Source organism: Streptomyces sp. NPDC088794, from assembly GCF_044750545.1.
GTDB lineage: Bacteria > Actinomycetota > Actinomycetes > Streptomycetales > Streptomycetaceae > Streptomyces.
The window spans coordinates 141900-155078 of record NZ_JBIVKB010000006.1 but is presented as its reverse complement, the minus strand read 5'-3'; the positions used below and the strand labels follow the sequence as shown (position 1 = coordinate 155078).

General features: G+C 70.7%; 10 protein-coding genes and 1 pseudogene. 10 read left to right on the top strand and 1 reads right to left on the bottom strand.

Annotated features, from left to right (window positions below; genetic code table 11):
• Positions 1-14: 14 nt before the first annotated feature.
• The 3 genes and pseudogenes from ACIP6U_RS19095 to ACIP6U_RS19085 form a co-directional block, all read left to right on the top strand.
• On the top strand, positions 15-224 hold the full coding sequence (locus ACIP6U_RS19095; protein WP_401718886.1) for a DUF4244 domain-containing protein: 210 nt from the start codon (positions 15-17) through the stop codon (positions 222-224).
• The gene (locus tag ACIP6U_RS19090; protein WP_401718883.1) at positions 211-597 is read left to right on the top strand and encodes a TadE family type IV pilus minor pilin; all 387 of its coding nucleotides are present in this window, start codon (positions 211-213) and stop codon (positions 595-597) included. Before ACIP6U_RS19095 ends, ACIP6U_RS19090 begins: the two co-directional genes overlap by 14 nt.
• Positions 597-881 (top strand): annotated as a pseudogene (locus ACIP6U_RS19085) (Rv3654c family TadE-like protein); the annotation flags it as partial. The gene ACIP6U_RS19090 and the pseudogene ACIP6U_RS19085, both read left to right, overlap by 1 nt.
• Positions 882-921: 40 nt before the next feature.
• Here ACIP6U_RS19085 and ACIP6U_RS19080 read toward each other — a convergent pair.
• Positions 922-3537 (bottom strand): DEAD/DEAH box helicase, encoded by a 2616-nt coding sequence (locus tag ACIP6U_RS19080; RefSeq protein ID WP_401718880.1) that lies wholly within the window; start codon positions 3535-3537, stop codon positions 922-924.
• Between the two features lie 80 nt (positions 3538-3617).
• Between ACIP6U_RS19080 and bldG the strand changes: the two genes are divergently transcribed.
• The 7 genes from bldG to ACIP6U_RS19045 all read left to right on the top strand — a co-directional run bounded on the left by bldG (position 3618) and on the right by ACIP6U_RS19045 (position 12995).
• Complete coding sequence (bldG, locus tag ACIP6U_RS19075) at positions 3618-3959, top strand: anti-sigma factor antagonist BldG (RefSeq protein WP_003975386.1); 342 nt, start codon at positions 3618-3620, stop codon at positions 3957-3959.
• A 116-nt stretch (positions 3960-4075) separates the two neighbouring features.
• On the top strand, positions 4076-4507 hold the full coding sequence (locus ACIP6U_RS19070; RefSeq protein ID WP_123998665.1) for an ATP-binding protein: 432 nt from the start codon (positions 4076-4078) through the stop codon (positions 4505-4507).
• 320 nt (positions 4508-4827) lie between these two features.
• A complete protein-coding gene (locus ACIP6U_RS19065; RefSeq protein WP_401718877.1) occupies positions 4828-7236 on the top strand; it encodes a sodium-translocating pyrophosphatase in 2409 nt (802 codons plus the stop codon).
• A 217-nt stretch (positions 7237-7453) separates the two neighbouring features.
• Positions 7454-8044 carry a small secreted protein gene (locus ACIP6U_RS19060; RefSeq protein ID WP_401718874.1) on the top strand — a complete coding sequence of 197 codons (591 nt, stop codon included), beginning with the start codon at positions 7454-7456 and terminating at the stop codon, positions 8042-8044.
• Positions 8045-8233: 189 nt separating this feature from the next.
• Complete coding sequence (locus tag ACIP6U_RS19055; RefSeq protein ID WP_401718871.1) at positions 8234-9769, top strand: methyltransferase; 1536 nt, start codon at positions 8234-8236, stop codon at positions 9767-9769.
• Between the two features lie 232 nt (positions 9770-10001).
• Complete coding sequence (locus tag ACIP6U_RS19050; protein WP_401718868.1) at positions 10002-12656, top strand: protein kinase; 2655 nt, start codon at positions 10002-10004, stop codon at positions 12654-12656.
• Between the two features lie 141 nt (positions 12657-12797).
• Positions 12798-12995, top strand: coding sequence for a hypothetical protein (locus tag ACIP6U_RS19045; RefSeq protein WP_401718865.1), 198 nt, complete (start codon positions 12798-12800; stop codon positions 12993-12995).
• The last annotated feature ends 184 nt before the right edge of the window (positions 12996-13179 follow it).

Here is a 13179-nt window from a genome sequence, read left to right as displayed (position 1 = left end):
TTACGGGGGTTGAGATGTACAAGGTGATGCGGGCACGGCTGTACGCCCTGGTGTGCCGGGTGTCGGCGGTGCGACGGGATTCCGGGATGGTGACCTCGGAGTACGCGATGGGGATCGTGGCGGCGGTGGCCTTCGCGGTGGTCCTCTACAAGGTGGTGACCAGTGGGGAGGTGAGCGCTGAGCTGCAGGGCATCGTGAAGAGGGCGCTCGATGCGGGGGTGTGAGCGCGGCAGCGGGAGCGGCCGTGAGGAGGGCGCGGACCGGGGGTTCGTGACGGCGGAGTCGGCCGTGGTGCTGCCCGTGCTGGTGCTCTTCGCGATGGGGCTGGTCTGGGGGCTGCTCGTGGTGGCCGCACAGATCCAGTGCGTGGACGCGGCGCGTGCGGGAGCCCGTGCGGCTGCCCGCCAGGATCCGGCCGACGCCGTCGTGGAGGTGGCCCGCGGGGTGGCGCCGGGCGGCGCGAGCGTCACGGTCAGCCGGGAGGGGGAGCGGGTTCGAGTGGTCGTGGTGGCCAAGCCGCCGGCGCTGAGCGGTCTGCCCTTCGAAGTGCGGGAGGAGGCCGTGGCGGACGCGGAGGAGACGGTGGGGGTCGGGTGATGAGGAGCAGAACCGTGATGCCGGTGGACGCAGACCGTGGCTCCGCCACCGTCTGGAGCCTCGGTGCCATCGCTGTGCTGTGCGTGGTGTTCGGGATCGTGCTCGCGATAGGGCACGCCGTCGTGACCCGGCATCGCGCGGCCGGCGGTGCGGATCTCGCGGCGCTCGCGGCGGCGGACCACTGGGCGCAGGGTGCTGCGGTGGCCTGCGCCCGGGCGGACGAGGTGGCCCGCGCGCAGGCCACCAGACTCGTGCGGTGCGCGATCGTCGGCGACACCTCGGACGTGACGGCGGCGTCGGGGCGGGGCCCGTTCGCGGCGGAGGTCAGGGCACGGGCGGGGCCTGCGGGTCCGGACCCGCAGTCGGTCCCTCCGCCGGCAGGTCGCGCAGGCTCGGTTCCAGCGTCGCTCCCTCCAGGAGCTGCTCCCCAGGCCGTTCCCCAGCCCCAGCCTTAGCCCCAGCTTCCGCCTCCCCCTCCGCCTCGGCCTTATCCTCCGGCGCCCCTCGAAGCAGCACCGTGAGCAGTCGCACCGCCCCCCGCTTGTGCAGCGGATCGTTGCCGTTGCCGCACTTGGGGGACTGGATGCAGGAGGGGCAGCCGGCGTCGCACTCGCAGGAGGAGATGGCCTGGCGGGTGGCGGTCAGCCAGGCGGCGGCGGTGTGGAAGGCGCGCTCCGCGAAGCCCGCGCCGCCCGGGTGGCCGTCGTAGACGAAGACCGTGGGCAGCAGCGTGTCGGGGTGCAGGGGGACCGAGACTCCGCCGATGTCCCAGCGGTCGCAGGTCGCGAAGAGGGGGAGCATGCCGATCGACGCGTGCTCGGCGGCGTGCAGGGCGCCGCCGAGGATCTCCGGGTTGATCCGGGCCTCGTCGAGCTGGTCCTCGGTGACGGTCCACCACACCGCGCGGGTGCGCAACGTACGAGGAGGGAGGTCGAGTTTGGTCTCGCCCAGCACTTCACCGGTGATGAGGCGGCGGCGCAGGAAGGAGACGACCTGGTTGGTGACCTCGACGGAGCCGTAGCACAGGCGGCCGTCGCCCCAGGGGATCTCGGTGTCCGTGGACAGCACGGAGATGGCGGTGGTGTCGCGGGCGACGGTCGAGTAGGAGGGGTTGGCCTGCTCCACCAGGGCCACCGAGTCCTCCAGGTCCAGGGAGCGCACGAGGTACGTGAGGCCCTGGTGGAGGTGGACGGCGCCCTCGTGGACGGTCGTGTGGGCGGAGCCCGCGTCGACCGTGCCCATCAGGCGTCCCGTGCCGGCTTCCACTATCTGGACCGGGCGTCCGCCCTCGCCGCGGATGTCGGCCAGGTCGGCGGCCCGTTCCCGGCGGGTCCAGTGCCAGGCCTTGGTCCGGCGGCGCAGCAGCTTCGCGGCCTCCAGCTGGGGGAGCAGTTCCTCGCAGGCGGGGCCGAAGAGGGGCAGGTCGTCGTCGGTGAGCGGGAGTTCGGCGGCGGCCGCGCACAGGTGCGGGGCGAGGACGTAGGGGTTGTCGGGGTCGAGGACGGTGGACTCGACGGGCTGGTCGAACAGGGCCTCGGGGTGGTGGACGAGGTAGGTGTCCAGGGGGTCGTCGCGGGCGACCAGGACGGCCAGTGCGCCCTGTCCTGAGCGGCCCGCGCGGCCCGCCTGCTGCCACAGGGAGGCGCGGGTGCCCGGGTAGCCGGCGATCACGACGGCGTCCAACCCCGAGACGTCGATGCCGAGTTCGAGGGCGGTGGTGGCGGCGAGGCCGAGGAGTTCGCCGGAGTGGAGGGCCTGTTCGAGGGCGCGGCGTTCCTCGGGGAGGTAGCCGCCGCGGTAGGCGGCGACGCGCCGGGCCAGGGAGCGGTCGATCTCGGCGAGGCGCTCCTGGGCGATCACCGCGATCAGCTCGGCGCCGCGCCGGGAGCGGACGAAGGCGACCGAGCGCACGCCCTGGAGGGTGAGGTCGGTCAGCAGGTCGGCGGTCTCGGCGGTGGCCGTGCGGCGGACCGGGGCGCCCCTCTCGCCGTGCAGCTCGGTGAGCGGGGGTTCCCAGAGGGCGAAGACCAGTTCACCGCGCGGTGAGGCGTCGTCGGCCACCTCGACCACCGGGAGGCCGGTCAGGCGGCGGGCGGCGACGGAGGGCTCGGCGGCGGTCGCGGAGGCCAGCAGGAAGACGGGAGAGGAGCCGTAGCGGGCGCAGAGGCGGCGCAGCCTGCGCAGGACCTGGGCGACGTGCGAGCCGAAGACGCCCCGATAGGTGTGGCATTCGTCGATGACGACGTACTTCAGCGACTTCAGGAAGGAGGCCCAGCGGGGGTGGGACGGGAGGATGCCGCGGTGGAGCATGTCCGGGTTGGTCAGGACGTAGTTCGCGTACTGGCGGATCCATTCGCGTTCCTCGAACGGGGTGTCACCGTCGTACACCGCGGGGCGTACCGCATTTCCCAGAGGTTGTGAAAGTTCCTTCACGGATCGCCGCTGGTCTGCCGCGAGCGCCTTGGTCGGGGCCAGGTAGAGGGCGGTGGCGCCGCGGCCGTTCGGAGCTTCGGAGCCGTCCAGGAGGGTGGAGAGGACTGGGACCAGGTACGCCAGCGACTTGCCGGAAGCAGTCCCTGTGGCGACGATCACGGATTCGCCGTCCAGAGCGTGCTCGGCGGCCCGTGCCTGGTGGGCCCAGGGGTGTTCGATACCGGCCGACTGAACGGCGGCGATGACTTCCGAACGAATCCGGTCAGGCCAGACGGCATGGCGGCCCTCACGTGGGGGCAAGTGCTCCGTATGAGTGATGCGCGAAGCCCGGCTCGGCCCGGAGGCGAGTCGGCCCAGGACCGTGCCCGGCGAGAGCCGGGAAACGGGGTCCGTCGGGGATCTGTCGGATCGATGATTCTTGGCCATCGGCACCGAGTGTGTCACTGGCGTGACGGACAATGGGACCAAGGCGTCGTGCACGCCTGCCGGTAAGTGATTGAATGCCATCGCGGCTGGCGATCCGTTCCGGGGGCTCTGCCGAGGTGTCCCGAGGGGCGACCGCTCGATAGCAAGGTGCTGGAGGATCCGTGGACCTGTCCCTGTCGACCCGTACCGTCGGCGATCGTACGGTCGTCGAGGTCGGTGGAGAAATCGACGTATATACCGCGCCAAAGCTGCGCGAGCAGTTGGTCGAGCTGGTGAACGACGGGAGTTTCCACCTCGTCGTCGACATGGAGGGCGTCGACTTCCTCGACTCCACCGGGCTCGGCGTGCTGGTCGGCGGCCTGAAGCGGGTGCGTGCCCATGAGGGCTCGCTGCGCCTGGTCTGCAACCAGGAGCGCATTCTCAAGATCTTCCGCATCACCGGCCTCACCAAGGTGTTCCCGATCCACACCTCGGTCGAGGAAGCGGTGGCGGCCACCGACTGACCACCGTCCCACGGAGCGGGAAAGGACCGCTCCAGGACGGAAGAAGTACCAACAGGGGGTCCGGGCTTTCGGCGGCCCGGTCCCCCGACAGCACGCCCGAAGTCTTAGGGGGATGCATGGCCACCGTTGAACTCCGCTTCAGCGCGCTGCCCGAGCACGTCAGGACCGCCCGACTGGTGGCGGCAGCGGTGGCGCGCAGGGCCGGAGTGGACGAGGCCGTCCTCGACGAGGTCAGACTCGCGGTCGGCGAGGCCTGCACCCGTGCCGTGGGGCTGCACCAGAGCGGTGGCATCACCGCCCCCGTGAAGGTGCTGCTGATCGAGGAGGAGAAGCAGTTCTCCATCGAGGTCGGCGACGAGGCGCCGCATGCGGCCCCCGGTGACAGCGCTTCGGGATCGGCGGGCGACGATGTGGACATCGAAGAGGACGAGATGGGTCTCGCGGTCATCAGCGGGCTCGTCGACGATGTCGAGGTGACCGCAGGAGAGCACGGCGGATTGATCCGCATGACCTGGCCGACCACGCCGCCGGCCGCGGTCCTCTCCTGAGTTCACCCCAGTTCAGCCATTGAACTAACTCTCGTACGATCTTCAAGGGCCCTGCTGAGCAGGGCCCTTGGTGTTTTTCAGTCGCACCCCGGGAATTCGTGAATCAATTCACGATCGATGGCCCGATAATTCGATCAAGCGCCGGTGCAGGCGTCAATGCCTTCGGGGCATTACTCCATTCGGGTTCCGTGGCGTGTTGTCGATCATTTGCTGTAGGGCATGTGAAGGCTAATTCCGTTTACCGCGCTCTGTTTTGATCAGGTGCGGGTACCTAGAATCCGTCCACATCTTGAGCTCAGCACAGGCGTCAAGGAGGACGAATGGCGGGGCTTTCTACCCCTCAGCAGTTGGACCACCCCACAACCCTCGCAGCAGCGGTACTGACCGACGGCAACCGGGTCATCGTGATCGTGATCGCGGTGGTCGCCCTGGCCGCGCTCGTGGTCGCGGGCGTCCTGGTACGCCAGGTGCTCGCGGCGGGCGAGGGCACCGACAAGATGAAGGAGATCGCGTCGGCGGTCCAGGAAGGCGCCAACGCCTATCTGGCCCGACAGATGCGCACACTGGGCGTATTCGCCGTCGTGGTCTTCTTCCTGCTCATGCTGCTGCCCGCGGACGACTGGAATCAGCGCGCCGGACGATCGGTGTTCTTCTTGATCGGCGCGGGGTTCTCGGCGGCCACCGGCTATATCGGCATGTGGCTCGCCGTGCGCAGTAATGTGCGGGTCGCCGCGGCGGCCCGGGAAGCGACCCCGGCGGAGGGAGAACCGGAAAAGGATCTCATCACCGTCTCGCACAAAGCCATGAAGATCGCTTTCCGTACGGGCGGCGTCGTCGGCATGTTCACGGTGGGGCTCGGTCTGCTGGGCGCCTCGTGTGTGGTGCTGGTGTACGCGGCCGACGCGCCGAAGGTGCTCGAAGGCTTCGGCCTCGGCGCCGCGCTGATCGCGATGTTCATGCGTGTCGGCGGCGGCATCTTCACCAAGGCCGCCGACGTCGGCGCCGACCTGGTCGGCAAGGTCGAGAAAGGCATTCCGGAGGACGACCCGCGCAATGCCGCGACCATCGCCGACAACGTGGGCGACAACGTCGGCGACTGCGCGGGCATGGCGGCCGACCTCTTCGAGTCGTACGCCGTGACCCTGGTGGCCGCGCTGATCCTCGGCAAGGCCGCCTTCGGCGACTCCGGACTCGCCTTCCCGCTGATCGTGCCCGCGATCGGCGTCGTCACCGCCATGATCGGTATCTTCGCGGTCGCCCCGCGCAGGACCGACCGCAGCGGCATGTCCGCGATCAACCGCGGCTTCTTCATCTCCGCGGTGATCTCACTCGTACTCGTCGCGGTGGCCGTCTTCGTCTACCTGCCCGGCAAGTACTCCGACCTGGATGGCGTCACCGATGCCGCGATCCGGGCCAAGGACGGCGATCCGCGGATCCTCGCGGTCGTCGCGGTGGCGATCGGCATCGTGCTGGCAGCCGTCATCCAGCAGCTGACCGGCTACTTCACCGAGACCACCCGCCGCCCGGTGCGCGACATCGGCAAGACCTCGCTCACGGGGCCCGCCACCGTCGTCCTCGCCGGAATCTCGCTGGGGCTCGAATCGGCCGTCTACACCGCCTTGTTGATCGGCCTGGGCGTCTACGGCGCCTTCCTGCTCGGCGGTACGTCGATCATGCTCGCGCTGTTCGCGGTCGCGCTGGCCGGTACCGGCCTGCTCACCACGGTCGGTGTGATCGTCGCCATGGACACCTTCGGACCCGTCTCCGACAACGCGCAGGGCATCGCGGAGATGTCCGGCGACGTCGAGGGCGCGGGCGCGCAGGTGCTCACCAACCTGGACGCGGTCGGCAACACCACCAAGGCCATCACCAAGGGCATCGCCATCGCCACCGCCGTCCTGGCGGCGTCGGCGCTCTTCGGGTCGTACCGGGACGCGATCACCACGAACGTGGCGGACGTGGGCGAGAAACTCACCGGGGCGGGTGCGCCACTGACCCTCTCCATGGACATCTCGCAGCCCAACAACCTCGTCGGCCTCATCGCCGGCGCCGCGGTCGTCTTCCTCTTCTCGGGGCTGGCGATCAGCGCGGTGTCGCGGTCGGCGGGCGCGGTGGTCTACGAGGTGCGGCGGCAGTTCCGCGAGCACCCCGGGATCATGGACTACACCGAGAAGCCGGAGTACGGGCGAGTCGTCGACATCTGTACGAAGGATGCTCTTCGGGAGCTGGCCACGCCGGGTCTGCTCGCCGTGATGGCGCCCATCTTCATCGGGTTCACGCTCGGTGTCGGCGCGCTCGGTTCGTATCTCGCCGGCGCGATCGGCGCGGGCACGCTGATGGCGGTGTTCCTCGCCAACTCCGGTGGCGCGTGGGACAACGCCAAGAAACTCGTCGAGGACGGCAACTACGGCGGCAAGGGCAGTGAGGCCCACGCCGCCACCGTGATCGGCGACACGGTCGGCGACCCCTTCAAGGACACCGCGGGACCCGCGATCAACCCGCTGCTGAAGGTGATGAACCTGGTGTCACTGCTCATCGCGCCCGCGGTCATCAAGTTCAGCTACGGCGCCGACAAGAACCTCGGCGTCCGGATCACGATCGCGGTCCTGGCGTTCCTGGTCATCGTCGGGTCGGTCTACATCTCCAAGCGGCGCGGCATCACCATGGGCGACGAGGAGGAGGACGGGGAGCAGAAGACCAAGTCGCCGGATCCCGCGGTGGTTTCGTAGGCGGTCCCACGACACGGTCCGACCGGGCCGGGCTCAGGTCCGACCCAAGGGGCGGGCGGGAGGCGCGCGTTGACGCGTCGACCGCCCGCCCTCGTGTGTGTGCGCCCTTTTCGTGAGCCTTCTCTCGCCTGGTGCAAATGGCTTCAAAAGCGTCTGTAGTGGATGCCCGGCATACGGCTGACGTCTGTGCGGCGTGTATGTTCCGGGGCCGAGAGCCATGGAAGGGACCAATCCGGTGAACAAGAAGCTCACGGCCGCACTGTCCGGCGGTGCGGTACTGGTACTGGCGCTGTCGGGATGCAGCAGCGACGACAGCAACGCGAAGCTGGATGCCTGGGCCAAGCAGGTCTGTGACGCGGTGCAGCCGCAGGCCAAGAAGATCGAGGCCGCCAACGCCGCGATCCAGCAGCAGACCTCGGACAACAGCACTCCGGAGGACGTCCAGAAGACCGACGCGCAGGCTTTCCAGGACATGTCCGACGCCTACAAGGCGATCGGGGACGCCGTGGAGAAGGCCGGGGCGCCGGATGTCGACGACGGTGCGAAGAAGCAGACGAACGCGGTGAAGGAACTCGACGGGATCGCGACGTCGTACGCCTCCTTGAAGACCCAGGTCGACAAGCTCGACACCAAGGACCAGGCGAAGTTCGCCGATGGCCTCAAGGACATCGCCACCTCGCTCGACAAGCTGGGGCAGAGCGGGAACGACGCGCTGAAGACGCTGGAGGAGGGTGACGTGGGGAAGGCGATGGCCAAGCAGGCCACCTGCAAGAGCGCGTCGGCTTCTTCTTCGTCCACGGCGAGCTGACGCGGGTAGGGGCGCGGGCGCGGGTCCGCTCGGCGTCGGGGCCGGAGCGTGTTGAGCCGGGCCCGGCGTTGCAGACTGTGCCCACCCGTTCCGCCCTGCGGAACGACTGCCCACAGCGGTAGCGGGGCAGTGGGGCTGTCGTAGGTGCACCGCTACGCGGTAAGCCGGCTGCCCGGACACAATGGGGGCGTGAGTAATTCAGGCCTGCCCACTCTGCCCGATTCCGATCGTTCCGATGTTGCCGCTCGGCTGCGGGATGCCCTGCTTGGCGCGTCCTTCACCGCCGACGGGCTGCTCGATCTGCTCGGGGCCCCCGCTTACGCGGCGCTGGCCCGTAGCGAGACCGTGCCCGCGCTCAGGGCGACCAGAGGGGACACCCCGCTCGCGGTGCTCGTACGGCTGTTCCTGTTGCAGCAGCCCGTGCCGCACGCACGCGTGGAGGGCGTTCTGCCCGTCGCCGCGTGTCTGGAGGCCGGGTGGCTGGTCGCCGTCGGTGCGGACGAGGTCGCCGCGACCGTGGACGTGCGGCCGTACGGCGGGCCCGGCGGTGAGGACTGGTTCATCGTGTCCGACCTGGGGTGCGCGGTCGGCGGCGCCGGCGGGATCGGCAGCCGCGAGGAGGGCGTCGTCCTGGGCGTCGGCGGCGCGTCCACGACCCTCGCGGGCATCACCGTGCGTACGCCCGTCCCGGCCGCCCTCGACCTCGGTACCGGCTCCGGCATCCAGGCGCTGCACGCCTCGCGGCACGCCACGCGCGTGACGGCTACCGACGTCAACCCGCGCGCGTTGCACATCACCGCCCTCACGCTGGCGCTCTCCGGCGCGCCGGCCGCCGAGCTGCGCGAGGGCTCGCTGTTCGAGCCGGTCAAGGACGGGGAGACGTACGACCTGATCGTGTCGAACCCGCCGTTCGTGATCTCACCGGGCGCGCGGCTGACCTACCGCGACGGCGGGATGGGCGGGGACGATCTGTGCCGCACGCTCGTTCAGCAGGCGGGGGAGCGGCTGACCGAGGGCGGGTTCGCGCAGTTCCTCGCCAACTGGCAGCACGTGGAGGGGGAGGACTGGCAGGACCGGCTCCGGTCGTGGGTGCCGCGCGGCTGCGACGCCTGGATCGTGCAGCGCGAGGTCCAGGACGTCACGCAGTACGCCGAGCTGTGGCTGCGGGACGCCGGTGACCACCGCGAGGACCCGGCCGAGTACCAGGCGCGGTACGACGCGTGGCTGGACGAGTTCGAGGCACGCAAGGTGCGGGCCGTGGGCTTCGGCTGGATCACCCTGCGGAAGACGGATGCCGCCGAGCCCTCGATCCTCGCGGAGGAGTGGCCGCACCCGGTCGAGCAGCCGCTCGGGGACGCCGTACGGGCGCACTTCGAGCGGCTCGACTATCTGCGGGCGCACGACGACGCGGCCCTGCTCGAAGAGCACTTCAGGCTGTCTTCGGAGGTCATCCAGGAGCAGGTCGGGCTGCCCGGCGCCGAGGACCCCGAGCACGTGGTGCTGCGCCAGCACCGCGGGATGCGCCGGGCGACCAAGGTGGACACCGTCGGCGCGGGGTTCGCGGGCGTGTGCGACGGCTCGCTGAGCGCCGGTCGCATCCTGGACGCGATCGCCCAACTGGTCGGCGAGGACCCGGTCCTGCTGCGCGACCGCACGCCCGCCCAGATCCGCCTCCTGGTGGAGCAGGGCTTCCTCGAACCGGCCCGAGAGCTGTCGCCGTCCTGAAGGCTGTCCTGAAGTCCGCCCCGGATCCGGGGCGGATTCCGGTCCGTTCCGGGTCCGCGTACGCCGGGCGCGCGTCACGGCTGGGGCGCGCCCGCACCCCTGATGCCCCTGTGTCCGACCTGATGGGATTGGCCCCGAAAAGGTCTGCTGTCAGTGGTGGGTGCGAAGCTATCTTCGAGGGACAGGGCCGCACGCGTTCTCGGGGGAGGCGCGCTGTCTCGGGGGAGGCGTGATGGCGGGGGAGACGCCGGATCAGGGCGAAGACAGGATCATCAACGGCCGGTACCGGTTGACGCGGACGCTCGGTGCGGGCGGCATGGGCCGCGTCTGGCTCGCGTACGACGAGGAGTTGGCCTGCGAGGTCGCGATCAAGGAGATCGCGCTCGCGGACGTGCCGACGGACCCGAGCGCGCCTTCGCAGCGCATCGCGCGCGCCCGCAGCGAGGCCCGGCACGCGGCGCGCCTGCGCGGCCACCCGCATGTGGCGACGGTGCACGACGTGGTGATGCACGAGGGGCTGCCCTGGATCGTCATGGAGTACGTGCCGGACGCGGTCGACCTCCAGGCGCTCGTACGGCGGACGGGGCCGCTGTCGCCCGTCCAGACGGCCCGCATCGGGCTCGCCGTGCTCGACGCGCTGACCGCCGGGCACCGCATCGGCATCCTCCACAGGGACGTGAAACCGGCCAACATCCTTCTGGCGTCGGACGCTTCGGGCGACCCCTACGCGCGCGTGCTGCTCACCGACTACGGCATCGCGCTCCAGCCCGAGTCCCGCGAGCCGCGCCTGACCGCGACCGCCGGCATCCTCGGCACGCCCGGCTATCTCGCCCCGGAGCGCGCGCGGGGCGAGCCGCCGACACCGGCCGCCGACCTGTTCTCCCTGGGCGCCACGCTGTACGCGGCCGTCGAGGGCCGCGGTCCCTTCGACCGCCACGGCGACTACGCCACCCTGACGGCCCTGCTCGGCGAGGAACCGACCCCGGCGGAGCGGGCCGGTGAACTGACGCCGGTGCTCCAGGGGTTGCTGGTCAAGGACCCCGTCCGCAGGTCGTCGCCCGAGACGGCCGCGCGGGGGCTGGAGCGGGTGGTGCGGGGGGCTCCGCAAGGGGCGGCCGACGGGGGCGTGGGATTCGGGCCACCGGTCGGGTACGTCCAGGGTGCGCCGCCCGGGTACGTCGGCGGCCCGCCACCGGGGTACGTCAGCGGTCCGGAGCCGGGCTACGTCAGTGGCCCCGCGCCCGGCTACGTCAGCAGTCAGCCGCCGGAGTACGCCGCCGGCTGGAGCGGCGGTCCCGGGGCGGGGGCGCCGCAGACTCCGGGTGCGCACCAGGACCCCGACTCCCCGCGGACACCGCACACTCCGGCGGGCGGTCCCGCCGGTCCGGCCACGCCCGGTGCCACGCCCGGTGCCACGCCAGGCTCGCCGCCCGGGGCGTCGGCCTACGACATGTGGGCGCCGCCCACCCAGCAGCGCGCGGCGGATCCGGCCAACCCGTACGCGCAGCCATCACCCGGCACCCCGTACGCGGGCGGTGGCGGTCAGGCGCCGTACGCGGGAGGGTCCACGCCGGCGGGGACGCCCGGGGGCGCGGGTGGGGCGCCGTACGCCGGGAGCAACACCCCGGCGTCCGCGCCGGGGAGCGCGGGTTCCGGCCCGTATGCCGGGGGCGCCGCTCCGGGGTCCGCATCGGGGAGTGCCGGTTCGGGGCCGTACGGCGGGGGTGCCGCTCCGCCGGCATACCCGCAGGGTGGCGCGGGCGCCTATGGGAGCGCGGGCGCCGCACCGCCGTACCAAGGCGCTGCTCCACCGCCGTACCAAGGTGGCGGTGCGACACCGGCGTATCCAGGTGGTGGCGCGACACCGACCAACGCGAGCCCAGGTCCCGGTGGTTACTGGAGCTCGGCTGCCCCCACGGCTCACGGGGTCGGTGGTCCGGGCGGGCCCGGTGGTGGTGGGGCTGCGTTGCCTCCGAGGTCGGCCGGGAAGCGGCGGCCGGCGGTTGTCGCGCTCGTCGTGGGGATCGTTCTCGTCATCGCCGGTGGTGCGTGGGGGGTTGCCTCCCTAATCGGCGGGGACGGTGACGGGGGCAAGAACAGCGCGGCGACGAAGAAGTCCGCGTCGCCGAGCGCGTCGCGCAGTTCGGCGACGCCGACCGGGCCGGTGCTGCCGTACGGAGATGTGGTGGGGCTCAGCCGGCCCCTGGAGACCGGGGACTGTGTGAAGGCGGTCTGGTCGGGGACGCCGTTCGCATCGGCGCCGAACCTCGGCGTGGTGGACTGCGCGAACGACTGGCCCGACGGACAGGTCGTGGCGGTTGACACGGCCACCGACTTCGCCGGCGCCAGCGCTCAGGGCGCGCGGCGCTGCGAGAGCCAGAGCAGGGCGGTCGTGGACGCGCTGCCGGACGCGGCCGGATACGCCGTCGTGCCGACGAAGGAGGGGTTCGGGGCGGCCGACAGCGGTACGGCGTGTCTCGTACTGGGGCGGCACGCGGCGATCGGCGGCGAGGTGGGCAGTTTCCGGGACGCGGGTTCGAACCTGTGGGTCGGTCAGATGAGTGTCGGTGACTGCTGGGAGTACGTGGAGGTGGACGACGGCTACAAGGCGCCGCTCACCGACTGCGTGAAACCGCATACCGACCAGGTCATAGGCGCTGTCCAGGCCCCGGAGAAGATGAGTTTCAAGCAGGGGTCCGAGAACGCGACCAAGCTCTGCGGCAACAAGTTCGAGTCGACCTGGGCGCCGGGGTCGGAGCGGGTCGTTTACGGCTGGGTGGCCGATCAGGACGACTGGGACCGGGGCTTCAGCAAAGTGGTGTGCACGGTGAGTCGCTCGGACAACACGAAGACGACCGGAAAGATACCTGTGCCCGGCTCCGTATGAGCCGGGTGCGGGACGGCCGTCCGGTGAGTCCACAGGTACGTCGGCCCCGCGTTCACCTGGGGTTCGTCTGTGCGCCGTCCGTTCGTGTCAGCCTCCACGGGCCGGGCACGCGCGGACGGGAGAAATGGGGCGAGGCAAGCCATGGAGAGCGGACCTGCGATCTTTGCGGGAGTGGTGTTCGCCCTGTTCGGAGGCGGGCTGCTGGTGTGGACGGTGAGCCGGGCGCGGCAGGGAGAACCGGTCGCGCAGGGTGTGAGTCCGGTCGCATCGGTGACGATCGCGAGTCTCATGTCACTGATCGCGCTGATTCTCGGGGTCTGGTGCTTCACGAGGGTCTGAAAGCGGGCCCGGAGCTGGGACTCCGACAACTGGGAGGTGATCCTCCGGTCAGGCGCGAAAGAGCCGGTGGGTACTCCGGGCGGCAGGAATGGCGGTAGTCGGGTTACCGTTCGAGTGGCCGTTGCGGGCTTTTCCCGTTTGACACGGGGGCGGGATGTACCGTCACACTCCGCAGCGTCACCAT